17 protein-coding genes are annotated in these 24,218 nt (G+C 58.6%); 8 read left to right on the top strand and 9 right to left on the bottom strand.

Annotated elements, in window-relative coordinates:
- Positions 1–20: 20 nt before the first annotated feature.
- A complete protein-coding gene (locus HGP12_RS13455) occupies positions 21–296 on the top strand; it encodes a hypothetical protein (protein ID WP_168879066.1) in 276 nt (91 codons plus the stop codon).
- A 17-nt stretch (positions 297–313) separates the two neighbouring features.
- On the opposite strand, the gene HGP12_RS13450 is transcribed toward HGP12_RS13455, so the two are convergent.
- From HGP12_RS13450 to HGP12_RS13430, 5 genes are all read right to left on the bottom strand, one after another.
- Complete coding sequence (locus HGP12_RS13450) at positions 314–1,186, bottom strand: CsgG/HfaB family protein (RefSeq protein ID WP_246703363.1); 873 nt, start codon at positions 1,184–1,186, stop codon at positions 314–316.
- Between the two features lie 164 nt (positions 1,187–1,350).
- A complete protein-coding gene (locus HGP12_RS13445) occupies positions 1,351–1,659 on the bottom strand; it encodes a curli assembly protein CsgF (protein ID WP_168879064.1) in 309 nt (102 codons plus the stop codon).
- A gap of 41 nt (positions 1,660–1,700) precedes the next feature.
- Positions 1,701–2,204 (bottom strand): hypothetical protein, encoded by a 504-nt coding sequence (locus tag HGP12_RS13440; RefSeq protein ID WP_168879063.1) that lies wholly within the window; start codon positions 2,202–2,204, stop codon positions 1,701–1,703.
- Entirely contained in the window at positions 2,201–2,629 is a 429-nt protein-coding gene (gene csgH, locus HGP12_RS13435) for a curli-like amyloid fiber formation chaperone CsgH (protein ID WP_168879062.1), read from the bottom strand. The genes HGP12_RS13440 and csgH overlap by 4 nt, the downstream gene beginning before the upstream one ends.
- 27 nt (positions 2,630–2,656) lie before the next feature.
- Positions 2,657–3,751 (bottom strand): hypothetical protein, encoded by a 1,095-nt coding sequence (locus HGP12_RS13430; RefSeq protein ID WP_168879061.1) that lies wholly within the window; start codon positions 3,749–3,751, stop codon positions 2,657–2,659.
- A gap of 327 nt (positions 3,752–4,078) precedes the next feature.
- Here HGP12_RS13430 and HGP12_RS13425 point away from each other — a divergent pair, with 327 nt between their 5' ends.
- Genes HGP12_RS13425 through HGP12_RS13415 form a run of 3 tightly spaced genes read left to right on the top strand, consistent with a single transcriptional unit; the run spans position 4,079 to position 5,422 of the window.
- Entirely contained in the window at positions 4,079–4,564 is a 486-nt protein-coding gene (locus tag HGP12_RS13425) for a hypothetical protein (RefSeq protein ID WP_168840567.1), read from the top strand.
- Positions 4,548–4,991 carry a helix-turn-helix domain-containing protein gene (locus HGP12_RS34785; RefSeq protein ID WP_168840568.1) on the top strand — a complete coding sequence of 148 codons (444 nt, stop codon included), beginning with the start codon at positions 4,548–4,550 and terminating at the stop codon, positions 4,989–4,991. Before HGP12_RS13425 ends, HGP12_RS34785 begins: the two co-directional genes overlap by 17 nt.
- Positions 4,992–4,996: 5 nt before the next feature.
- Entirely contained in the window at positions 4,997–5,422 is a 426-nt protein-coding gene (locus HGP12_RS13415; RefSeq protein WP_168840569.1) for a DUF6941 family protein, read from the top strand.
- Positions 5,423–5,834: 412 nt separating this feature from the next.
- Here the strand turns inward: HGP12_RS13415 and HGP12_RS13410 are convergent, their stop codons facing one another.
- From HGP12_RS13410 to HGP12_RS13395, 4 genes are all read right to left on the bottom strand, one after another.
- Entirely contained in the window at positions 5,835–6,602 is a 768-nt protein-coding gene (locus HGP12_RS13410) for a response regulator transcription factor (protein WP_168840570.1), read from the bottom strand.
- Between the two features lie 260 nt (positions 6,603–6,862).
- Positions 6,863–7,534, bottom strand: a complete 672-nt coding sequence (locus HGP12_RS13405) for a Crp/Fnr family transcriptional regulator (protein ID WP_168840571.1) — start codon at positions 7,532–7,534, stop codon at positions 6,863–6,865.
- A 227-nt stretch (positions 7,535–7,761) separates the two neighbouring features.
- Complete coding sequence (locus HGP12_RS13400) at positions 7,762–9,009, bottom strand: polysaccharide pyruvyl transferase family protein (protein ID WP_168879059.1); 1,248 nt, start codon at positions 9,007–9,009, stop codon at positions 7,762–7,764.
- On the bottom strand, positions 9,006–10,352 hold the full coding sequence (locus tag HGP12_RS13395; RefSeq protein WP_205926447.1) for a hypothetical protein: 1,347 nt from the start codon (positions 10,350–10,352) through the stop codon (positions 9,006–9,008). The genes HGP12_RS13400 and HGP12_RS13395 overlap by 4 nt, the downstream gene beginning before the upstream one ends.
- Before the next feature lie 318 nt (positions 10,353–10,670).
- Here HGP12_RS13395 and HGP12_RS13390 point away from each other — a divergent pair, with 318 nt between their 5' ends.
- The 4 genes from HGP12_RS13390 to HGP12_RS13375 all read left to right on the top strand — a co-directional run bounded on the left by HGP12_RS13390 (position 10,671) and on the right by HGP12_RS13375 (position 24,179).
- Positions 10,671–11,420, top strand: a complete 750-nt coding sequence (locus tag HGP12_RS13390) for a glycoside hydrolase family 16 protein (protein WP_312862881.1) — start codon at positions 10,671–10,673, stop codon at positions 11,418–11,420.
- Positions 11,421–11,716: 296 nt separating this feature from the next.
- Positions 11,717–13,633, top strand: coding sequence for a non-ribosomal peptide synthetase (locus HGP12_RS13385; protein ID WP_246703361.1), 1,917 nt, complete (start codon positions 11,717–11,719; stop codon positions 13,631–13,633).
- Positions 13,630–21,699: a non-ribosomal peptide synthetase/type I polyketide synthase gene (locus tag HGP12_RS13380; protein ID WP_168879058.1), complete on the top strand. Its 8,070-nt coding sequence runs from the start codon at positions 13,630–13,632 to the stop codon at positions 21,697–21,699. Before HGP12_RS13385 ends, HGP12_RS13380 begins: the two co-directional genes overlap by 4 nt.
- The gene (locus HGP12_RS13375) at positions 21,696–24,179 is read left to right on the top strand and encodes a condensation domain-containing protein (RefSeq protein ID WP_168840574.1); all 2,484 of its coding nucleotides are present in this window, start codon (positions 21,696–21,698) and stop codon (positions 24,177–24,179) included. The genes HGP12_RS13380 and HGP12_RS13375 overlap by 4 nt, the downstream gene beginning before the upstream one ends.
- The last annotated feature ends 39 nt before the right edge of the window (positions 24,180–24,218 follow it).

Raw genomic sequence — 24,218 nt, 5'->3', positions numbered from 1 at the left:
GATCCAGGAGCAGCATCGAAATGATAAACTCCAATAAAGTCATTGCGGCCACAACTATCATGCTGGTTGCGGGCGCGCTGGGTCCGACGCATGCCTTTGCCAAGGACCAGTCCATCATTCGGCGCCCCGGATTTTCAGAGACCCGTATTCCGCAGGTCAACGGGCGTGTTCCCATTAGGAAGAGCGGCAATCTTGAGAAAGGAACCGCCGCCAAGGCCGCAGCCAAGCCAGGCCAAAGCGGAACCGCCACCTGCGGACCCGACAACGCACAATCCGAATTCTGCCGGAAAAAATGACGCGGCGCCGGCGGCAATCACGAATTCGTCGGCTTGTCCTTGATCATGACCGGTCTTGATTCCGCCTCGACAGCCGGTTGTGCAGCGCCGACCACTGGAGGACCGATAGCCGGCGCGATCGGGCGACCGTTCGCGTCGAGCTTGTATATCATGGCTCTTTGATGCTGCTCCAGATACCGCATGAATGCGGCTCCAGCGGCGGCATCCTCGAATTCCCAAAGGCCGTTCTTCACGCCTTCGAAGATCAGCGAATAGACTGCGAGCTGTATCCCTTCCTGGACCCCCAAGGTCGTCGGCGCATTTCGCGTAACGCCGCCTTCGATCTGGAGCAGCTGATCGACGCCGACAAAGCGGAACGCCGAGCCCTGCACCTGAACCGAATAGATGGTCTTGGTCGTGCTCACGGATGCAAGAACGCGACCCGTGCTGACACTCACCGCCCGCAGCGATACCGTCACGATATCCTTGCGATATTGCGTGTTGCCGCCGATCCCAAGGTAGTTGGCGCCCACGCCGCCGGTGGTTTCATTGGAATCATAGCCTATGACGCCGCCGTCGAGCAGGACGCCGGCAAAGCGGAGCGGCGGTATGCCGCCGGCCTTTGCGCCATAGACGGCGGCCCGCGTATTCTGGATGATCTGCCTCTCCTGCAGAAGCGACTGAAGGTCGGTGCGCTCGACGACGCTGAACCAATTGCCGTTGCCCGCCCTGGTCAGAACGTCGGTCAACAATTGCGCGCCGCCCTGCGTCAGAGCACGGGAATACTCGGCGAAGTTCTCGTTGGGTTTGTTTTGCCCGGTAAGATCGGGAAACGAGTAAACGGCTACATCAAGTTTTTGCCTGGGCCGCGGCAGGCTTTCCAGCGCCACACCCGTCTTCGTCGAGGGCATCAGGGTCGCCGGAGTACTCATCGGATCAAGACTGCTGCCTGCAGCAGCGCAACCGCCCAAACCTAATCCGCACAAAATGGCTGCAACCGGAAAACCGATACGTGACATCGCCGCTCGAATAAATCGCTCCCAACAGAATGGAATTTTTACGCAATCAATTTGGCTCAAGGATTGGCCGGCACCTGGCCGTTTCCAATCACGATGATAGGAGACGTTCCGGTCGAGCCCGTACCCTGATTTACGTTTCCGAGGTTGCCCAGCGCATCGTTGAGACCAGAGAGATCCGGCGTCTGTTGCTGACCGGACTTGACGCCGGCGCCTTGTGTCTGCGCCGTCGACAGCAGGAATGAGCCATTCAACGGGTTGCCGCCAAATGTCGGGTTGGTCGGCTGGTAGACCAATTGTCCCGCCAGAGCCGGCACTGCCATAAGGGCAGTCAAACCGACCGCGGCTATTATCACACGTACCATCATTACCATTCCCCTCCCTTGTTTCCGAACGGCGCCGCGCCCGCTCAACGCTTGATAAGCAAACCACCACCCGGCAAACGCGCGATCAGGACATTGACCGGCGTAGAACCGGCAGGCTGAAGAACGCTGACGCTCAAACCTGCTCCATTCAGCAATACGACGTTTGATTTGAGGTTATTCCCGGCCTGGAGCACATTTATATTGCCGTAGTTCCCGATAATTCCCGCAGTCGAAGTATTGTTCGCTCCGGACTGAAAATGATACACGCTGTTGCGCGTGCCCATTTCCAGCGTCTGCGCCAGATTGTTGCCGTGCGCCGCAACCGGAGCCTCGGGCAAACCCACGACGCCGGCCGAAGCATAATTCGATGCGTGATGATATTGCTGCGGCGGCTGCTGGGGCGTCACGCCGCTAAACGGCACGGTCGTCGTCACATTGGTCGGAATCTGGACCACATATGCGGTTTCGGCCCGGCATTCCGCGGCCGTCAAAGCAGTCAACGCGACCGCAGCGCCGAGCGCGAGTTTTGAACCGTTCAGGCATTTCATTCTGGTAATCCGCATTGTGATGTACCTCGATCGGTTTCGATCAATAGCCTTGCAGTCAGTTCCGTCTGGTCCGCCGCGTCGACCATCGTCGTGGCAAGAAGGCCATCCGAACCGGGCCGCAAAGCAAAACTGCCCTTTTGAATGCTCTGGCTCGTGCCAGCGGCGCTATGCTTGACGAGCACCAGCCTGTACCCCCCGGACACCGCTTCCTCGGATCGAACGATGGCCTGCACCACAAGAAACTGCTCCTTCCTGTCCGTTTTTATCAAGCACTTGACACCAGCCTGCGATGAGGCCGGGACGGCGCATGAGAACAGCAGGATCGAAAGGAAGAAAAGCTTCAGCGGCAAGTTGAACGCTGATCGCCCGCAATCTATCCCCGCGCATAGGACTGGCTCAGGCGATTTGAAGGAGGAGGCGGACATTTGCTCTCGCCTCCTCCGTGGGCTCACTCAGTGCTGGACCGTAACGGCCATGTTTCGATAGCCGAACTGCGCCGTGACCGACGTGTTCGTCAGTGCACTCGCGCTGGCCTGAGAGGTAACGGCATAGTTACCCGTGCCGATCTGAACAGTTCCCTGAAGGTTGGAACCGCCGTAGGGGAACACGGTCTGCACGCCGGTCTGAGATGCCATCGCCGTATTGCGATAGCCGGCCTGCACGATCAGCGAATCGTTGGAGCCCAGCGGGTTGGCGATCTGAGAGGTCAAGGCAGTGTTGCCGACACCGAACTGCGCTGTCGCCGACTTGTTCACGCCGAAGAACGAGGACTGACCCGTGACGGCGAAGTTACGCCCGCCGGCCTGGAACGTGTCCTGTGAGTTATTGCCCCCCGCTTGATCGGCAAAGGATATGTTGCCCCAACCGAACTGCGTTGTCGAAGAGGAGTTGCCGTTGCTTCCGATAACGCCCCACTGGGAAGTTGCGGCGAAGTTCCCCGTACCGACCTGCAACGTTGTCTGATCGTTGTTGCCGCCGTCCTGCCCGACGATCGCGCCGTTGCCCCAGCCGAACTGCATGATATCGGACTTATTGGAGCCGGGCTTGCCGTCGGTCTGGGTCGTCGAGGCGAAATTCAGGCCGCCGACCTGCAGCGTATCCTGGGAGTTGTCCCCCTTGGACTGATCCGCGAAGGCGGAATTGCCGAAGCCGAACTGGCTGATCGTCGAGTTGTTTTCCGCCCCATCACGCTGCAGGGTGGAGGCAAAATTCAGGGTGCCGACCTGGAGGGTGCTCTGGTCGTTGGTCTTGCCCTTCTGGTCGGCAACCGCGAAATTGCCGGAACCAAACTGCAGGATAGCGGACGTATTGGACTTGGCCGTATCCTGGTTGGTGACCGCGAAATTGCCGAAGCCGTTCTGCAATGTCAGCGCTTGGTTGTTGCCGCTATTCTGGCTGACGAAAGCGCCGTTGAAGGCGCCCACCTGGCCGATAAATGATTCATTTTCCGCCGGTGTCGGTGGGCTTCCGCCATGCGGGCCAGCGGGGCCGGCAAGAGTCAAAGACGTACTTGCCAGCAAAATAGAGAGAGCTGCAATCGTCCTCATATGATCCTCCCTGTTATCCAAGACGGGGCAAGCGGTCATTCGCCGCCCTCAAGCTTGTTAATAAGCCGCCAGCGGAGAGCCGAACAAGAGAACCGTTCGTATTAGGACGACAACATCGGATCGCATCAAATATAAATGCCATACCTCAAAATGAGTAACGGATGAAACATGTATCGACATGACGTATCCGCTATACTCTTCTTTGACTATAACGAACTACGCCATCGGAAAGGCAAATAAATACAATCCAAATGTGCGGCAATTCATGATACCCTCAAGGAGGCCCGGCGAAAGGCTTGCCACATTATAATGGATTAGTTGACAGGCATGACTACGTTTGACAGTCTCGTAGCATCCGAAGCAATCGTTAAAGTTGAGATTCAGCTTGGTGGAGGGCAGCTGCCTAAGCGGCTGCTTTTCGCGACCCCAAGCTTTGCGGAGTGGTTGAGTGAGCGCGTCGCCAAGAACGAACCATCGTCGCTAGGCGCTGTCCTCACCCCGATCGAACAGCTGGATTTTCTCTTTTATACGTTCGTCTCCGGGAAGCCTCTTATTCATTGCAGACAATTCCGGGCAATCCGGATCGAACGAAATGCAGTTTGGGAGTTGAAGACCGTCGATCTGCGCATATTCGGCTGGTTTGCCATGCGTGATTGCTTTGTGGCGGTTTTCGGGGACTGGGCCGACCATGTGAAAGATCATGATCTTTACCGTGGCTATCGGCTGGAGGTGCGCCGACTGCGCCGCGAGCTTGGTGTGGGTGATGCGTTGTGCGTTGAGGGAGTAAACCCGGAAGATGTCATTTCGGTTTGAGATAGGCGCGCGTGCGCGTGCGGCCAGCCGCTTCATCGCAAACGTTCGCAGCGATCTCATTGCCGCCGCCGTCGAAAGGCGATCCCAAACGGGCTTTACGCAGCAGCAGCTCGCAGAGCAGGTGGGTGTCAGCCGACAGGAGTTGAACCGCTACTTTTGCGGGCAGAGAGAGCTTCCGCTTCGTTCGATCGCGGACCTGGCCTGGGCGCTCGACAAGGAGATTCACGTTGAACTGCGCGATCCGGCGGGTTTGACGCAAAACGGTTGCCTTGCTCAACCCGAAACACGCGCCGAGATACCGGCCGATATGCGGATCGAGACGCGGGCAGCCGTTCATTTCATTAGCTTCGGCGAGGCCTTCTCCTGGAGCTCTTCGCGAGCAATCCGCACCATTATTGCCCGCGCCACTGCTGATAGGGACGATTGAAACACATGCGCTACGGATATTGCATCTTTTGCGATGACATTCGCACCGAAGTTGGCGAGAAGCTGAGTTTCATCGGCGTCTATAGCGGCGTGCTGATGCTGCCGGAATTTCCCATTTCGCTGGCCAAGTTTTGCGTGCATGTGAATTTGGTCACCTTGGCGGCGGAACCTTACCGCTCGATCGTGCTGCGTTGCGTTGCCCCAGGAGACCAGCAGCCTCTTCTCGAGGAACGCTTGGAGTCAGCACAGCTCGACGAGCAGCGCGACCTGACGGATGGGTTCGAAACAAGCGACGGCCCCATGCACGTCGTGGTCGGCGCCAGCCTTGTCTTTTCACCATTGAGACTGCGCCGCCCGGGACTGCTGACGGTAAGCGCGATAATCGACGACAAGCCGGCGGAAATCGCCTCCCTGCGCGTAGCCCAGCGCTGATCGAGCTCTCAAAGTTCAGGGTCACTCGTCAACCGACGCCAGGATTCATCGGGCTATGTCCTTCCCCGAACCTTTGCGGTCCTGAGACGTACCGGCGCTTTAGAAGATATAGGCGCACATTTTCGCCAACGACTAATTAGGACTAACCGCGAGACGGCCAGTTTGCACGCCGGCTGGCCGGATCGCGGGATACTGACGGAATGGTTTTAGTCTGGCGAATATTTAGGGATTTGCGGCATAAACTTTTGGCGCCCCACCGGGGCGCCGTCGCTCTCCAGCAATCGGCCAGCGGATGCTCGCCCCACCGATAGTCCCGAACCCTGCCCTGCCCCGATGTCGGGACGGGTAGCCGCGAAATCTCATGCGGGCTCATTAACATCGTTCCCGCAATCGGTGACCGACAGCGCAGACGTTAGCGGACGAGTTCGCGGATCTTATAGGCGACTTCCGTTCGGTTCGTCGCGTTTAGCTTCTTCATGATGTTGCGAATGTGAACTTTGACTGTGCTCTCGCAAAGATCCATCTCGTAGGCGATGATCTTGTTCGCCTTTCCTCGCCTCAGCGCTTCAGCGACGACAACTTCACGTGGCGTGAAGAGGCTGTCGAGGCAGTCATTTCGGCTGGCCACAGGCGTAATCGCTTCTTTGGCGGCAAGAAGGCTGCTCGCCGGTACGAAGACGCCGCCTGCGCGAGCAAGAGCAACGGCCTCCGCGGCAACGCGTATCCCGACACTGGTCGGGATATAGCCGCGAGCTCCGCATTCCAGCGCGTGTAGGAGCTGCGCAAGCTCGTCGCCATCTGCGCCGACGATCACGGGGCTTGCCTGGAATCTCTCCACCAAGGCACAGATCTTCGCGCTGATGTCGGGGTCAGAGACTTTGCGTCCGCCGATCATGAAAAGAATTGCGGACGGCAGTACTTGCATATTGCGCGTTTGCCATTCGTCGAGCGATCCGACGGTGACGACATGCATGGCGTCGTCATACTCGCTTAGGCTCTTCGACAGGCATTCGCGATCCAGAGCGCGGGAATCGACGAGAAGAATGTAATCTTCCCACTCGTCGACGCCGGGCGTGCCGGACGCAATGAACGGCCGCAAGGTCTCGGACGTTCGAACCGAAATAAGGCGTGCGCCCGCATCGGTGGTGAATTTTTCACTTGTGAGCATTTGTCCATTCATGGCCGGCATCCCCAACTTTTAAAGTGGCCTTCGTATTTCTTGTAACTAGCTCAGTATTGGCTCCATACGGACAGCAAGAACTTTGTCTAAATTGAATCTTTTCTTTCTTTCTCATATCGTCCCCCTTTTTTTAGGATCTTCTTACTACAGTAATTGCTTATTTTGTTTTTACGCGCATTAACATATGTTAACAAAGATTTTAAATATTGACTAAAAGGAATCTTTTTAGCCTCTAGTCAGAATTTGATTCGTTTTATTCTTCAAATCATAGTTGCGCCAAAATAGGATTCGTCGAAGTCGACGAGATCCATGAGCCGCGGCCGGTCAAGAAATGCAACGACACCGTTGCGGAATGACAGGAGGCCGGCTTCGCGCATATCCCTGAGCACGCGATTGATGTGAACGGTCGACAAACCGACGGCGTCCCCGATGTCCGATTGCGTCAATGGGCAATCGAAGCATTCCAAATTGGGGACGTCTTGCGAGGTCCCGATCCGCGTCCCGAGCTCGAGCAACAGGTAACCAGTTCTCTCTAACGCGTCGCGCCGTCCTATGTTGGCAAGGCTCTCCGACATGCGAGCTTGGCGTCTCACCAATTCGGCGATCGCAATTCGATAAAACAATGCCGGCGCATCGATCTTGGGAAGGGAGGTGAAATCTGGGAAGGCCATCACGGATACATTGGTGATGGCTTGCACGGTCTCTCGTGAAAGCACCGTCAACGACGTTGAGATCATATCGCCGCGCAGAAGGAATTCGGTCACGAAGCGCGTACCGTTCGGCAGCATCTTGCTGGACGCTGCCCACCCATCCAAGAGAAAGAGAAGACGCGGCGCTATGCTCTCGTAGTCGCAGATCACGCTGCCGGCAGCAAAGGTCCGTGCCGTGCCACCCATGCTTTGGATATGCTCGATCGAAATCTGCGCTGTCATGCGGCGGTCCCCTCGGTCGAAAGCATACCTCGAATGCTCAAACGACTATCCCACAATATAAATTTCTCGCTTCCCAAGTATTCTATATCATATAAATTCTTTTATGTCTTGAATGCAACTCAATATTTGTCATTCTCCTAACATATATCGTCATCATATATACACTAACCCGGTTTTAACGTACTGGTAGCGGTACTGCACTCATCCGCGCGTTGAATATATTTCGGTCATTCAGTATTGCGCGAGCGCACCGACTGTATTCCCGATATGGCGCATACGTCGCAGCCGACCAAATGGCGGCGCATATTCGAGATCCCCGCGTGAGCTTCCGCAATTGTCACACGGTGCCGAAGCGCCTCTATCCCTTCTTTTTCAGCGGCTTTCAGCAGCAGGGCGACATGCACGGCGGGCGACAGTGAATCTTTTATGAAATAAGCCTCGCGGCCGACTGAGTTGAAGAAACCTTCGACCTTGCTGTCCCAGGCCAAGCCTACATGCGGGATTTTGAGCGCGTAGGCCGCGATACAGGCATGCAGCCTGTGAGCGAGGATCACATCCATCGACTGAATTGTCTGAATGAGATCGGCCGGAACCCGCGGGCGACTGGCGATATCGAGCATGCCGCCCGCAACGACGCGATGCTTGTTGACCGAAGTCCGGATGCGTTCGGCAAACAACTGGTCCTCCCTCGCGCCATTGCAAAACAAGACGACGCGTTGGCCGTCATCCAGGAGCACTCCGATCAAATCCCTGTATGCACCAATGCCGGAAAATGGAATGTGGGACGCATGATCCTTGCCATGCCTGTCCAGGATGACGGGATCGGTCACACATAGGCCAACGGTCAACTGGCGCTTGGAGGATGACGCAGGCTTTTCCGCGATTGGCGTCGCATGGACCAATAGTCCCGGATCCCGCACGATTTTCGCGCTCGGTCCTTCTGGAAAATGCTCCTGCCAATTGTCCTTAGCAAAGCCGTCCCGCACGGAGAGATGAACAAGCCTTGTCCGCCTTAGTCGCGCGAAGAGATCATAGGCGGGCTCCGACCATTGCTTGCTGACGCCGACGGCATAAACCGCCAAGGGGCGATCGTGCCGCGAGACGCAATCGAGCACCTCGCCGATTTTCAACGGAAAATTGAGGTCATCGTCCTGAAACAAATTGCCGCCGCCGATAATGACGGCGTCCGCAAGTGCAATCTTGTCGTCCCAGAGGCGGCGCAGCTTGTTCAGCCTGCGCTCCAGCACCAGGCGGACGAGCCGGCGCCGGACGAAAAAGGGCAGCCGACGGAGCAATCCGAGCGCCAAGCGCCTGCGCCCGCCGCTGCCCGTGGCATAGGCCCGGCGGCCGGCAAGATCGATCGTTTCCACTTCGATCCCATCCGCGCCTTTCATCAAGGCGGTTTCGACGCATTCCGCCAGCAACCCGTCGCCGAGATTCTCGCTGTATTTGACGTTGAAGACGACAATCTTCATCTCAAACCTCCGGCAGCGCTCAAGTGTGGGCTATATTCGGCCTTGACTTCGCGCACGCCGGCGGTGAGCGCTGAAACGCTCCCCGCTAGAATGTAAAACATCAGTCCGAGATCGTAGACCGTGCCTGAGATAACCGCGGAAACGAGGACGGTGATCAAACCGGCCTTGCCCGCGCGCACAACCGCGACGGCCTCGCGCGATAACGGATGCCCCGGTTGCGTACCGGCCATCAGCACTCGGCCGACAAAGAGCGCAAATAGCAATGCACCGAAGATGCCGATATTGGACAATAGGACGAGGACGAAGCTCGATGCACGGGCACTCCCCAGGCCCGCGCCAAATCCAAGAGTATCCACGAACGCCTCATAGGCCATGGAATTCCACATGAAGCGCTCACGCCCGGACTGGCTGCCGGCCTTCGAGAACAGCATTTCGTCAAGAAAATCCTGCAAATTATGGGCAAGATCCGGCATGACAATCAGAACGAAGAAGATGACAAGCGGCATGCACGCGAGAATGGATACAATCAGAACAGGCCGGCCGGCGCCCGGGTCGCGCCGAGAGGCCAGGAATGACTGCAGGCTGAGAATCGGCAGGATGATGGCGAGCCCGACAAGGGCGGTTGCCGATGTCGACAGGATTAGGGCCATAAGAAGCAAACCCGCCACAATGCCGGTCACGCTGGAGCGTATGCCGCCGAGCCACAGGCTTGTGACGATCGCAAAGAGGACGAGCGTGAAATCGGCGAATGCCGAAGCTTCGGGGAAGGTCCCGGAAATGCGTTTCAGCCCGCCTTTCTCGGCGTTGGTCAACAGCGCGTAATTGGCCGTCCGCACGAAGTCGAGGAGGAAATCCGTATGCGTGAAATGCGTAATGATATCGGCAAGCGCGAAACCGAGGTTGACGCCCGCCACCATCAAAACGCCGCTGATGAAAATTTTCGGAACGCCATTGCCACGAAAGACGGCAAAGGTGGCGATGAAACAGACGAGCCCGCCGGCGGCGTAGACCGATTGGGTAATGTTGTTCGAAGAAAAACGCAGCGGCACCAGCGCGATAAGGCTACGCGCGCCGATTGACCGCTCCACCGTCATTGTCTGCACCATGCCCTGAAACAGCCGTGGGAAGAAGATCGCGGTAAAGATGCCGAATGCCGTCAGAAGCAGAAGGAAGAAGCCCGGACGCCAGGGTGCCAGCGCGGCGAGGAAAGGCGTCTCGCCATATGCTGCGAACAACCGGACGGCGAAGAATAATAGAAAGAGGCTTGGCACCAGCACCGATGCCCCGCCAAGGCCCGGTACGCTGAAGGCAGCAGCAGCGCCAAAGACCGTCGATACGATCATAATGATGAATGACAGTCGAACTGGTGCGATCAGTGTTACAATACCGACAACTAATGTTATAAGTCCCATGAAATTCATAGAATTCAGCCCATTGTTCTTCCCTTTATTGGAAAAGCTACCACGTGGACGTGCAGCTGTATCTCCGCCGTGCCTAAGCCTTTTGGGGGACATGCTGGCCGAAATACGTTCTATACGCCATGGGTTGTACCGTTCATCCTTATGCACATGGATCGCTTCTCACACACACGTCGTGCTCGATGCATGCACAACCGTCGCGGGTTTCTTCTCGCGTCTATTGCCGCCGCACTCACGACGATCGTGGATATCGATGTTGCCCACGCTGGCGATACGGGGGATACGCTCGATATCAGCAGCATGACACTGACATTCGAAGATCCTTTCGATGCTCTCAGTATCTCTGCCTGGGGACCTGGCACCCGCTGGATTTCCCACACTCCGTGGAATGGTGATTTCGGAGGTGCCCGCTTCTCCAATCCGGGTAACGATTTTCCCTTTGCAATACAGGATGGCATGCTGCGCATTACCGCGGCACGTGATGACAAAGGCGCATGGCGCTCGGGCCTGATTGCCTCCGTCGATCGAAATGGGGATGGCTTCTCCCAGCAATATGGCTATTTCGAAATGCGGGCACGCCTACCCGATGGCCCTGGTGTCTGGCCAGCCTTCTGGCTGATTGGCAAGGATCGCTCAAAATCGACAGCCGAGATAGACGTTATCGAATATTACGGTGATAAGCCGGGAGCCTATTCCTCGACGGTGCATGTCTGGCACCGGGATGGACGTCACGATTCCGCTTATGCCCGCATTGATGCATTCGATGCTGCAAGTCCCGGTGACTTGCACACCTACGGCGTGAAGATCGATTCCGATTTCATACGGATGTATTTTGATAGAAAGCTCGTTTGGAAAACCAAAGCTTTACCGGAACATCGCCAGCCAATGTATATGCTCGTCGATCTCGGTATCGTTGAAGGCATAACGAAGATGGCCGCAGCCGATCCATCCTTCATGTTTGTAGATTATGTCAGAGCCTACCAGTTCAGGTAGCTGTCTCATCATCAATCCCAAATCACTATCGTCTCGATCCGCGTGATTGAGAACCCATGCATGGCGCTTGGTGCCTAGTCATTGCCGCCATGCGTAATGCTTTTGGCCGAGTCTTTGTCGCCGCATCGGATGTTTCCGACGAATTGGCTACGCACCTTCAGGACTTACGACTTTCGGTGGTGAAGACGATCATCCCAATGATCAACTGGTGCTTTTGCCGCAGCGTGAAATTCTGCGGTAGACGATCAGGCATCGCATGTCGTGCCATCGTCAGTCGCAGGATGACCCGGAGGGTGATGATGATTGATCGCGAGGCTCAAGCAGAAACAGGTGGCGCAGCAGGCCTGCACTACGATCGCAACATTTGCCTTCACGAAATGCTGCGCATTCAGGCTCGGGCGACGCCCGAGGCAACCGCGCTTGCCTTTGGCGATACTAGGCTCAGCTACGGTGACCTCGACCGCATATCCGACGCGCTTGCGTTGCATCTGGTCAGGATCGGCGTCCACAGGGCCGATATTATCGGTCTCTTCCTGCCGCGGAGCGCCAATGCCATCATCTGCAAGATAGCCATACTCAAGGCCGGCGGCGCCTATCTGCCGCTTGATCCTGCCCTTCCGGTCGACCATCTCGATTTCGTTGTCGGCGAATGTTTGCCGAAGGTTATTTTCGTCGATTCGGCTTTTGGCGATAAACTCTGCAATGTGCCAAGCATGAATGCCAAGGTCATCGAGGCAAATGCCATTATCGCCGAGATGGCAAGCCAACCGCAGGTTCCTCTGCCAGCAACGACGATCACCGGCGCCGATCTTGCCTATGTCATGTACACGTCCGGCTCGACCGGGCGCCCCAAGGGAACGATGATCTGCCATCGCAGCATTGCGCGGGTGGTTCTCGACCAGAATTATATCGATTTTCGCCGGGACGACGTCGTTCTTCACACGGCCACCATTTCCTTCGACGCGTCGACCTTCGAAATATGGGGGGCGCTTCTCAATGGTTGCACACTGGCAATCATGCCCGATGCCGATTTTTCCATTTCGCGCCTGACCGACTTCATGCGAGCGAGAGATGTCAGCATCTCTTTCCTCACGACAGGGCTGTTCAATCTCTTTGCCGATCATGCCCGCATATCCCTGCCGAAGCTTCGCCATATCCTTTTCGGTGGCGATGTCGCCTCGACCGTTCACGCCCGGCGCTTTCTCGATCACCATCCCGGCTGCAAGCTCACCAATGTCTACGGCCCGACCGAGACGACGGTGTTTGCCACCGCTTTCAAGGTCCTGCCTAGTTTTTCAGGCGGAGAGCTGCCGATCGGCAAGGCGATCGCGCATACGGGTGTCGCCATACTGGACGAGGAGCTGCGCGTCGTTCCGCCCGGGATCGAAGGCGAACTGGCAATATCGGGCGATGGCCTGGCCATCGGCTATTTCAAGCGCCCGGAACTGACAGGGCAGAAATTCGTGACTATTACCACGAAGGAAGGCGCGACGCGTTTCTATCTGACCGGCGACGTGGCCTGTATGAAGCCTGATGGCACCGTTACCTTCAAGGGACGGCGCGACAGGCAGGTCAAGATCAATGGCAAGCGCATAGAGCTCGATGAGATCGAAGCCGCGCTTAGGCGTGACCCGCGCCTTGCCGACGGCGTCGTCCTTTGCCACGTCCAGGGCGAGACCCTGAAACGCATCGTTGCCTATCTATGCCCCAAGGAAAGCCATGTGGGCGCAGGCGCCGACCTCGCGCAGGATGTCATGGCGACGCTACGCATGGCACTTCCGGCCTATATGATCCCGAGCACGGCCGTCATCGTCGACAGCCTCCCGCTCACGGCCGCCGGCAAGGTCGACCGCTCCAAACTCTTGCCGCCGCCCGTCGAAATGCAGGCAAAGCCCATGGATACAAGGAGCCGGACGGAAGAGCTGCTGACGGCGCTGTGGCAGGACGCATTGAGCCTTGCCGGCGTCGATCTCGACCGAAACTTCTTCGACCTTGGCGGCACCTCCCTGCAGCTGATGGAAATTCACGCCGGTCTCGAGGAAGGGCTCGGCCGTCCAATCGACGTGGTTGCGTTGCTGCGCCATCCGACAATCCGGGAATTGGCACTCTATCTGGATGGAGGGACGCCTGGGCCGACGCGGATCGCCGCCGCGGCCCAGCGTGCGGCCCTGCAGAAGAAGGCAATCTCTCATATCCGCAGGAGCTCCTTATGAAACGAAGTCACCAGGAAAAGGGCGAACAGCGTGATTTCGAAGAGAGCGAGGATCTGAACGAGCAAATTTCGGGGCACATCGCCATTATCGGCATGTCCGGTCGTTTCCCGGGCGCCCCCTCCGTCGATGAACTCTGGAAGCTCGTGCTTGAAGGAAAGAACGCCTTTTCGCGCTTCTCACCGGATGAAATCGAAGACGCGTTCACCGACGAAGAGCGGGCACAGCCGAACTATGTCGCCGCAAGGCCTCATCTCGACAATGCCGATATGTTCGACGCTGAATTCTTCGGCATGTTTCCACGCGAGGCTGCCGTCACCGATCCGCAGCATCGCATCTTTTTGGAAATATGTTGGGAAGCGCTCGAGGATGGGGGATATGATCCGCAGCGCTATGCCGGCCCGATCGGCGTCTTCGCCGGCTCCTCGATGCCGACCTATCTGATCAACAATGTTTTGCACGATCGCGCCAAAGCGGAAGAGTTCACGTCGAACTACCAGATCGGCTCGTTTCATGAGCTCGTCGGCGCGCTCAATGATACGCTCGCGACCCGCGTCGCCTATAAATTCAATCTGCGCGGACCCGCCTTCACGCTACAGTCCGCATGTTCGACCTCGCTTCTCGCCGTTTCGCAGGCATGTCAGAATCTGCTTACCTATGGCTGTGACATGGCTCTTGCGGGCGGCATCTCGGTCACCATTCCGCAAAAAAGGGGCTACATCTATCAGGATGGTGGCATGGCCTCGCCGGACGGCACCTGCCGGCCTTTCGACGCCGACGCCGCCGGAACGGTCTTTGCCAGCGGAGCCGGGGTCGTTCTCCTGAAGCGCTACGAAGATGCGCTTCAGGATGGCGATCACATCTACGCGCTCATTCGCGGCTACGGCATCAACAATGACGGCAGCGACAAGATCGGCTTCACGGCTCCGAGCGTGGAGGGGCAAGCCGAGGCGATAGCCACAGCGATCGCCAATGCAGGCGTGGAACCCTCAACGATCGGCTATATCGAATGCCACGGCACCGCGACGCCGCTCGGCGATCCCATTGAGTTCAATGGCTTGACCAGGGCCTTCGCGGACGGCGCGCCGGGACCCGCCGGCTGTGCGCTCGGATCGGTCAAGGGCACCATCGGCCATACGGACGCCGCAGCCGGCGTAACCGGGCTCATCAAGACGGCGCTGGCGCTTCATTGCGCAAAAATCCCACCGATGCCGAATTATCATCAGCCCAATCCGCGCATCGATCTCGAAGGAAGTCCTTTTTACATCCCAACCGCAATGATCGACTGGCCACAAGGAAAGGTGCCCCGTAGAGCCGGTGTGAGCGCCTTCGGGGTCGGCGGCACGAATGTCCATGTCGTTTTGGAGGAGGCGCCTCGCCCGTCGACTACGCCCAATGAGGTAGAAGGGCATTACATCCTCCCCCTTTCGGCGCGCAACAAGCTGGCCCTTACCCAGATGCGCACCAATTTGAGTAATCATCTCGCCGACAACCCGAAGCTTTCAATCGCGCAACTTGCCTGCACCCTGCAAACGGGCCGGCGCGAATTCGGCCACCGGCTGGCGGTCGCCGCCGGAAGTGTCGAGGAAGCGATCATCAAGCTGACGACAGAAAATTATCAATCCCTTGTTGCCGCAGATCGGCCGCCGGTCGCATTCATGTTTCCCGGTCAGGGTGCGCAATATGTCGGCATGGGCGCCGGCCTCTATAGCTCCGAGCCGGAATTCGCTCGCTGGATCGATCGCGGCTCCGAGCTTCTGAAAATGACGCTGGGGCTCGACCTGCGCGACTACATCTGCCACACCGGCCCCGTAACGCAGGCGATCACCGAGGAACAGCGCGAAACCCGGATCGCTCAGCCCTGCCTCTATCTTGTCGAATATGCGCTTGCTCGATTGTGGCTGAGCCGCGGTGTCAAACCGTATGCCATGATCGGTCATAGCGTTGGCGAGTTTGTTGCCGCTACGCTCGCCAACGTCATTTCCTTCGAAGACGGACTACGTCTCGTGGCCAATCGCGGACGGCTGATGCAGCATCAGCCGCAGGGCGCGATGGTCTCGGTTCGCGCCGACGCCACCACGACGGCTTCCTATCTGCAAGGCGATGTTGAGATCGCAGCGATCAACGCTCCGAAGCTTTGCGTCATCTCCGGCCCGTTCGGCGACATCGACAAGGTATGCACGGCGCTTGAAGCCGCCGAGATCGCCTTCAGTCGCTTGCACACATCGCACGCCTTCCACTCGGTCATGATGAAGGATGCGGCCCTTGCGCTGCGCCAGGAGACGGAAAAGGTGACCTATGGCACCGCGACGCTCCCCTTCATCTCCGGCGTCACAGGCGACTGGCAAACCGCCGAGCTAATGACCTCTCCCAATTATTGGGCCATGCATTGCCGCGATTCCGTCCGCTTTGCCGATGGTCTCGTCACGCTTTGCCGTGATCGCAAGCCACTTCTTCTCGAAGTCGGGCCGGGGCGGACGCTTTCGGTGTTTGCCGCACAGACGATTGCCCGTGATAGTCTTGCCGCCGTCGTGCAATCCCTGCCCGAGCATGACCGGGCCTCCGCCGCCGCCGAAACGCTCGCGGAAGCGCACGGCAAGCTGTGGATGGCGGGCTGCCGGCTCAGCTGGCCGGCTCTCCCACCGGCCGCGCGCAAGCACCTGTCCCTGCCCACCTATCCGTTCCAGCGCCAGCGCCATTGGATCGATGCGCCTTCGTCCGCGCGTCGGGCATTGAGTCGGGGCGCCCTTGCCAACCAGGAGAGCGCTCCCGAAAGCGAGCCCTCTGTCTCTGACGTCAACCTCACCGAGGAGAAACGAGCGATGAATGTTGCAGCATCAATTTCCATCTCCAGCCGCCTGCCGCAGTTGGAAACGGCTCTCCTGACGCTATTGAGCGATATGTCGGGTGAAACGCTAGGTCCCGACGAACGGGCGGCGACATTTCTGGAACTCGGCTTCGATTCTCTCTTCGTCGGCCAGTTCGCGCAACGCATCGAAAAGGACTTCAAGGTCAAAATCTCCTTCCGGGAATTGCTGAGCGATATCCCTTCCGTTGCCGATCTGGCCCTCTACCTCGATCAGCAAATGCCACCCGAGGCGATGAAAGCGGCTGAACCCGCGCCATCCCCCGCCGCCGCGCCGATGCCGGCCCTGTCAGTACCAAGCGCGTCAGCGCCAATCATGCCTGCCGCCACACAGCCGGCAGCAATGCCGGCAGCGGCATCGGATCTCGCCACCGTGCTGCAATCCCAGATTCAGATGGCGCAGACCCTGTTCTCTCAACAGCTGCTGATGCTGCAGGCCATGCAGGGTGGCGCCCAGGTGTCCTCGACGCCGAGCGCGGTGCCAGTGACAGCGGCTGCGCCTATGGCACAACCGGCAACGAGTGCGCCCCTTGCTCCCACCGCCGCGGAAAGCGATTTCGGCACCGAGCGCATCAAACTCTATCGCCCAAATGCCAAGAGCCTGGCGCCGGAGATTACCGCGGCCAAGCAAGATTTCATCACCAGCCTAACCAAGGCCTATGAAACCAAGAATGCCAAATCGAAGAGCTTCACCCAGGGTCACCGGGGACACCTGGCCGATCCCCGTTCCGCCTCGGGCTTCCGGGCGGATTGGAAGGAGATGGTGTTCCCGATCGTTTGCGATCATTCCAAGGGTGCTTATATCTGGGATATCGACGGCAATCAGTATGTCGACCTGGTCAACGGCTTCGGGCAGACGGCCTTCGGCCATGCGCCGGATTTCGTCATCGATGCCGTCAAGGCTCAGGCCGACCGGGGGTTTGCCATCGGGCCGCAGACGCCGCTTGCCGGCGATGTCGCAAAGATGATTGCCGAAGTCACCGGCCATGAGCGGGTCACATTCTGCAACACTGGTTCGGAAGCAGTCATGGCTGCGATGCGGCTTGCGCGCGCCGTCACCGGCCGTGATCGGGTCGTGGTCTTTGCCAATGATTATCACGGCCAGTTCGACGAAGTTCTGGTCAAGGGCCGCAATCGCGCCGACAAGCCGATCGCCCTGCCCGTCGCCTCCGGCATTCCGATGGCCTCTGTGTCGAATATGACCGTGCTGCGCTACGGCGCTCCGGAAAGCCTCGACTTCATCCGCACCAACGCCGCCGATATAGCGGCTGTCATCATCGAGCCGATCCAGAGCCGTCATCCGGAATTGCAGCCGCGCGAATTCGTCGTGGAACTCCGCGACATCGCCACCAAATCCGAATTTGCCCTGGTCTTCGATGAGGTCGTCACCGGATTCCGCGTCGATCCCGGTGGCATGCAGGCGATCTGGGGCATCAAGGGCGATATGGCAACCTATGGCAAGGTCGTCGGCGGCGGAATGCCGATCGGTGTGCTTGTCGGCAGCCCGCGCTTCATGGATGCGCTCGATGGCGGCTATTGGGATTACGGCGACAGCTCCGTGCCCATGACAGCGCCGACATTCTTCGCCGGTACCTTCGTGCGTCATCCCCTAACGCTCGCAGCCGCCAGCGCCGTGCTGCACCACATCAAGGGAGAGGGATCTGCTCTCTACAACCGTGTCGCCGAGCGAACGGAAGCGCTGGTCGCGGAAATCAGGGCCGATCTTGCCCGACGCGGCATTGCCGACGTCGTACACGGCTACAAGAGCTGGTTTGCGACCGACTTCTCCAGCCAGGATCCGCTCGGCGCGCTATTCTATGCCCAGATGCGGCTGAATGGCGTCCACATACAGGATGGTTATCCCTGCTTCCTGACGACAGCCCACAGCGAAGACGACTTCCGCACGATCGCGAAAGCATTCCGCGACAGTCTCGACGCAATGCAGGGCGTCGGAATATTTACGGCGAGGGAAGAGCCATCTGTATCGGCAAAGCCGACGCGGGCATCCGTCGCGAAGCCGGAATCCGCGCCGCTGACGGAGGCGCAGACGGAAATATGGCTCGCAGCTCAGGCGGGTGACGAAGCCTCCTGCTCATTCAACGAGTCCTTTTCGCTGACGCTGGAAGGAATCCTGGACGAGCCGGCCATCCGGAAGGCTTTCGACACGGTCATCGCGCGCCATGACGCGTTTCATATTCGCTTTGACCGCGGCGGCGAACATTTCCGGTTCATTCCGGATTTCAAGCTCGACCTGCCGATCCTTGAAGATATCGATGACCAAGGCCTTGCCATTCTCATAGACGATGACGCTCATACGCCCTTCGATCTCATCAACGGCCCCCTGGTTCGCGCAAGCATCGTCAAGCTGGCACATGACAAGCACGTGCTGGTCTTCACGGCCCATCACATCATCTGCGACGGCTGGTCGATCAATACCTTCGTCGAAGAGCTCACGGCCGCCTACGAAGCCTACAGGACGGGCAATGATCCGGAATTCCAGCCGGCCCTTTCCTTCGCCACCTATTCGACGGATCTTTCCCCCAGGCCGGAGAAATCCCAGGCGACCGAACAGTTCTGGCTCGACCAGTTCAAGACGGTTCCGGACCTCCCTGACCTGCCGCTCGATCGGCCGCGTCCGGAATATCGCAGCTTCGCGGGCGGTAGCTGCACCGGCTATATCGATGTCGATGTCTATAAGGCGCTGAAGAAGAAGGGTGCCAAATCCGGCGCCACCCTGTTCTCGACGCTGCTGGCGACACTCCAGGTGATGATATCGCGATTGTCGGGTCAAGATGACATCGTCGTCGCCATTCCATCGGCCGGTCAAAGCCTGCTCGACGGCCAGATCCTTGTTGGGCATTGCGTCAACCTGCTGCCGCTGCGTCAGGCGGTATCGCAGGCGGAGCCGTTCGCGGATCACCTGAAGGCAACGCAGCAACTCGTCTTCCAGGCCTTTGAACATCAGGATTACACCTACGGCACGCTGGTGCGCAAACTGGATACCAAGCGCGATCCGCGCCGCCTGCCGCTCACCGAAATACAGTTCAATCTCGAACGCATGGCCGGCGGATCGTCCTTCGGCGATCTCAAGCCGACGATGGAGCCGAACGCGAAGGCCTTTTCCAACTTCGACCTGTTCTTCAACATGATCGAGGCAGCCGACCACATCCGCATCGATGTCGACTACAATGCCGATGTCTTCGAGCGTCCAACCGTGGAACGATGGATCGGTCACTTCGCGACACTGGCCGCTACTTTGGCCAAGGACATGGACCACAAGATCGGCGAACTGTCGCTGCTCTCGGCGGAGGAGAAATCCTGGCTGGTCGACGACCTCAATCGGACGGCTGTGCCTTATGACCACGATCAGTTTGTCTTCTCGCTCTTTTCCAAACGGGCAGCCGAACAGCCGAATGCCGTCGCTGCGCAACATGATGGCCAGGCAATTACCTATGGCGAGTTGGAAACGCGCTCTAACCAGCTTGCTCTCTACCTCCAGATGGCGCTTCCCGATCCCGGCCAGCGGATTGCAATATTGGTCGAGCGCTCGCTGAACATGATCGTCGCCCTGCTCGCGGTCATGAAGGCAGGACATACCTATGTCCCCATGGATCCCGCTCACCCGGAACCGCGCCTGCTGCAGACGCTGGATATCGCCCGTATCGGCGGCCTGATTTGCGACGGCGACGACACGGCCCGGCTTGCATCCAAGGATATTCCCGTGATCCGGCTCGACCAGGATGCCAAGGCGATCGGCTCGATGACCGGCCATCCGCTAAAGACCCTGCCTGTCGATACGACCGCATCCGCCTATATCATCTTCACCTCCGGCTCGACCGGCATGCCGAAGGGGGTCGAGGTTTCGCATCGAGCCCTGACAAACTTCCTTCTCTCTATGGCAAAGGAACCCGGCTTCGGTGCGGATGACACGCTGGTCGCAGTCACGACCATCTCCTTCGATATCGCCGGTCTGGAACTTTACCTGCCGCTGATATCGGGCGGAAAGCTCGTCATCGCCAGTCGCAGTCAGGTCCAGGACGGCTTTGCGCTGGTCAAGCTCATCGACGAACATGATGCCACGGTGCTGCAGGCGACGCCGACGCTTTGGCAGATGCTGGTCGAAGCCGGCCTGACGGAGCGGCGGACGCTGAAAATGCTCTGCGGCGGCGAACCCCTGCCCAAGGAGCTGGCGCGCTCCCTGCTTGGTATCGGCGGCGAACTCTGGAATATGTACGGCCCGACGGAAACGACGATCTGGTCGTCTCTGCAACGCATCACGGATGCCGATCAGCCGATCACCATCGGTCATCCCATCGCCAATACCCAGCTCTTCATTCTCGACCAAAGCGAGACTATTGCGCCAGTCGGCGTTATCGGTGAGCTGCATATCGGTGGCGACGGCCTGGCGGAAGGTTATTTCGATCGCCTCGATCTTACAGAGAAGGCCTTCGTTCCGCATTGCTTTGCCATTGGCAGGCCGATGCGGCTTTACAGGACCGGCGACGTTGGGCGGCGGCTGGCCGATGGTTCGCTGCAGTTGCTCGGGCGGCGTGACCAGCAGGTCAAGCTGCGCGGCTTCCGCATCGAGCTCGGCGACATAGAGGCCGTCATCTCCAAGGCGGCGGGTGTGCGCCAATGTGCCACCGTCGTTACCGAAAACGCCAAGGGCGATCGCTCGCTGGTTTGCTATATCGTGCCTGAAACAGGCGGCAATGACGCATTGACGGCCGATGTCGCGGCGCATGCCAAAGCCAATTTGCCCGGACATATGGTTCCGAGCTTCTGGGTGCTGGAAAGCGAGCTGCCGCACACCGCCAACGGCAAGCTCGACCGCAAAGCCCTGCAGCAGCGCGGCGTACCGCAGCGGGGAGCCGCGCCAACCAAGGCCCAGCCAAAAACCGAAATGGAACAGCGGCTGCTGGCGATCTGGCAGGATGTTCTGAGCCTTAGCGATATCGGCATCGATGACAATCTCTACGCGCTCGGCGCCGACTCGCTTGCCATCTTTCGCATCGCCGCCCGCATGCGTGACAACGGCTTGCCGCTGGAAGCAAAACATCTGCTGCGTCACCCGACGATTGCCGCACTGGCTGCCTTTGCCGACGGCCAGGCGGAAGCTCCGTCCGAGTCCGTTCAGCTCCACATTCCATCACTGCGAGATTTTCGTAACGGCGCACGCCGCGGCCTGGGGGCATCTCTATGAGTACAGTCGACAATAGTCCAAGCGGTCTCCTTGCCGAACCGCAGATCATCGGCGAATTTCCCTGTACGCAGACGCAATTGCGATGCTGGATTCTCGATCAGCTCAATCCCGGCAATCCGGCGCTCAATGTCGCGGTCCGCTGGGAAATCCGGGGCGCATTCAAGGTCGCGACTCTCGAGGCCGCCTTTCGAAAAGTCATCCAGCGCCACGAAATACTGAGAACCCGCTTCATCGAGAAAAGTGGGCGGCCATTCCAGCAGGCCGTCAGCGACGTCAATTTCAAGATGTCGGTGATCGATCTTCGCGGCATGGCCCCGGAGCAGCGCCAGGCAAGAATCCTGTCGATCGGCGAGGAGACTGCGCAGGCGCCCTTCGATCTGGGTGCACCAGGCCTGTTTCGCGTCACCTTGCTGATGGCTGAAAACGACCGCGGCTTTTTGCTGATCACCGCGCATCAGAGCTGCTTCGACGGCTGGTCCATCCGCGTTCTCGGGCGGGAGGTCGGCGAGATAGCGGCCGCGATCGACGCAGGACGCCAACCGGCCCTGCCCGAGCTGCCGTTGCAATATGGCGATTATGCCCTCTGGCAGGAGGAATACCTGCAAAGCTATGGCTTCGAGACGGAGAAGGCCTTCTGGCGGGAGACCATGCAGGGCGCTCCCTATTTCGAGGTCGCCGCCGACCGGCCGCGCGGTCAGGTCAAGACCAATCGCGGCGACATCCTTTCCATCGCCCAACCGCCCGCTTTCACCGATCGCATGGATGCAGCGGCGCGCGCGCATTGCGTCTCGCAATACAGCTTCGGGGCGGCGGTTCTAAGTGCTGCCCTCCACCGCCTGACGCAGGCCCCGACCGTCCTGTTCGGCTCGCAGATCGCCGGTCGTGAACAAAGTGAGCTGGAAGACCTGATCGGCGTCTTCATCAACAATCTGGTCCTGCGTTTCGATTTCGGTTCCGATACCAGCTTTGCCGAGCACATACGCTCCGTCAGCGCGACAATCGAAGGAGCGCTGAACCATCAGCGCATGCCGTTCAACAAACTCGTGGAACTCGTCAATCCCGTGCGCGATCCGGCACGCAATCCGCTGATTTCCGTCAACTTCAACCTGCAAAAGGCGTTTCTCGAAGATCGGCGCTATGGCGGCTTCGAGTTGATCAGCTCGCCCTCGCAGTCCCCAGGTGTCATCTACGATCTGAGCTTCATCATGATCGGCCGACCGACAGGCTGGCGCATGTCGATCGAATACAATGCCGACCTTTTCGAAGCCAGCACGATCGAAAGCCTCCTGCAACTATGGAGGAACGCTTATGAAATTGCTCTCGACCGCCCTGAGGCGCCGCTTTCTTCGCTCGCTGCGCCGGAACGACACCTGGCAGCTTCCGCCAAGGCTGCGCCGATGGATGGCGCCGTCACAGGCAAAACGCCGGCGGATACGCGAATGGAAACGCTTGCTGAGCTTTGGAAAGAAGTCCTACAGGTTCCGCAAATACGTCCGGATGATGATTTCTTCGCACTTGGCGGCCACTCGCTCCTCGCGTTACGGCTCCTATCGGAAGTACGCGCAAGATTCGAAGCAGCACCGACATTGCAGCTTCTATTCAAGCAGCCGACGTTTGCAGGCTTTGCAGCGGCGATCTTCCATGTCGATACGGCGCCGACAACACAGGAAAAGTCGGTAAACCCGTGGGAACTGATCACCTGCAAGCACGGCACGGGGACCGGTACGGTTTATACACTCAATCATCCGTTCCTTTATTATCGCCTCGCCAACGAGCTGCCGGACAGCGTCTCGGTGCACAATGTCAACATGTTCCATGCGGATCTGGCAAACGGCCTTGATCGCCTGAGCATCGAGGATATAGCCGGTCGCGCGATAGACGCCATGCAGATCGACAAGGCTGTCGGCCGTGTTGCCATTGTCGGGCTCTGCGTCAATGGAATCCTGGCGCTGGAGGTCGGGCGGCAATTGCAGGAACGAGGCATCGATGTCGGCACCACGGCAATCATCGATGCATGGGCTCCGGGCTATTTCACATCCCTGCCGAAACGGGAGCAGGCACGTTGGAACCGTGAGCGGCGGCGCAAGCGGCTTGCCTATTTCACCCGAAAACTGTTCTCCGGCCGTATCCGGCTAATCGACTATCTCAAGGAATTCGAAATCTCGCTGTCACTTCTGAGGATATTCGGCATCAAGGCTGGCCAGTATTCACCCGAAGAGGAAGCGAACGAGGCGGTCACCAAGTTGCTCGTAGCGGCAGCGCGTCGCTACAAGCCGCGGCAGACAAAAGATCGCAGCGTCGTCCTGCTGCGAAGCAGCGCAACCCATTCTCGGGCGCATAAATTGCGGTTTGGATGGGGCGATGCGATCGGGGATGACTGCATGGTGGTCGATATCGATGGCTGGCATGAGGATTCGCTCACCAGCAACGGTATCCGCGACCTGGCGTCGACACTCTCTGGAAAACTCGCCGAGGATTAAATTCCGTCCAATGGCTCGGAAAGAACCCGGCCATAAGAG

It is taken from the genome of Rhizobium sp. P28RR-XV, assembly GCF_012641385.1.
Lineage (GTDB): Bacteria > Pseudomonadota > Alphaproteobacteria > Rhizobiales > Rhizobiaceae > Rhizobium.
The sequence above is the reverse complement of the archived record's forward strand: the minus strand, read 5'-3'. Positions and strand labels throughout refer to the sequence as shown.

Excerpts from the sequence above, each read along its gene's own strand:
- HGP12_RS13410 (WP_168840570.1), bottom strand. The coding sequence starts at position 6,602 with ATGAATGGACAAATGCTCACAAGTGAAAAATTCACCACCGATGCGGGC.
- HGP12_RS13425 (WP_168840567.1), top strand. The coding sequence starts at position 4,079 with ATGACTACGTTTGACAGTCTCGTAGCATCCGAAGCAATCGTTAAAGTT.
- HGP12_RS34785 (WP_168840568.1), top strand. The coding sequence starts at position 4,548 with ATGTCATTTCGGTTTGAGATAGGCGCGCGTGCGCGTGCGGCCAGCCGC.
- HGP12_RS13430 (WP_168879061.1), bottom strand. The coding sequence starts at position 3,751 with ATGAGGACGATTGCAGCTCTCTCTATTTTGCTGGCAAGTACGTCTTTG.
- csgH (WP_168879062.1), bottom strand. The coding sequence starts at position 2,629 with ATGTCCGCCTCCTCCTTCAAATCGCCTGAGCCAGTCCTATGCGCGGGG.
- HGP12_RS13405 (WP_168840571.1), bottom strand. The coding sequence starts at position 7,534 with ATGACAGCGCAGATTTCGATCGAGCATATCCAAAGCATGGGTGGCACG.
- HGP12_RS13450 (WP_246703363.1), bottom strand. The coding sequence starts at position 1,186 with ATGCCCTCGACGAAGACGGGTGTGGCGCTGGAAAGCCTGCCGCGGCCC.
- HGP12_RS13380 (WP_168879058.1), top strand. The coding sequence starts at position 13,630 with ATGAAACGAAGTCACCAGGAAAAGGGCGAACAGCGTGATTTCGAAGAG.
- HGP12_RS13395 (WP_205926447.1), bottom strand. The coding sequence starts at position 10,352 with ATGATCGTATCGACGGTCTTTGGCGCTGCTGCTGCCTTCAGCGTACCG.
- HGP12_RS13375 (WP_168840574.1), top strand. The coding sequence starts at position 21,696 with ATGAGTACAGTCGACAATAGTCCAAGCGGTCTCCTTGCCGAACCGCAG.
- HGP12_RS13385 (WP_246703361.1), top strand. The coding sequence starts at position 11,717 with ATGATGATTGATCGCGAGGCTCAAGCAGAAACAGGTGGCGCAGCAGGC.
- HGP12_RS13400 (WP_168879059.1), bottom strand. The coding sequence starts at position 9,009 with ATGAAGATTGTCGTCTTCAACGTCAAATACAGCGAGAATCTCGGCGAC.
- HGP12_RS13415 (WP_168840569.1), top strand. The coding sequence starts at position 4,997 with ATGCGCTACGGATATTGCATCTTTTGCGATGACATTCGCACCGAAGTT.
- HGP12_RS13445 (WP_168879064.1), bottom strand. The coding sequence starts at position 1,659 with ATGATGGTACGTGTGATAATAGCCGCGGTCGGTTTGACTGCCCTTATG.
- HGP12_RS13440 (WP_168879063.1), bottom strand. The coding sequence starts at position 2,204 with ATGAAATGCCTGAACGGTTCAAAACTCGCGCTCGGCGCTGCGGTCGCG.
- HGP12_RS13455 (WP_168879066.1), top strand. The coding sequence starts at position 21 with ATGATAAACTCCAATAAAGTCATTGCGGCCACAACTATCATGCTGGTT.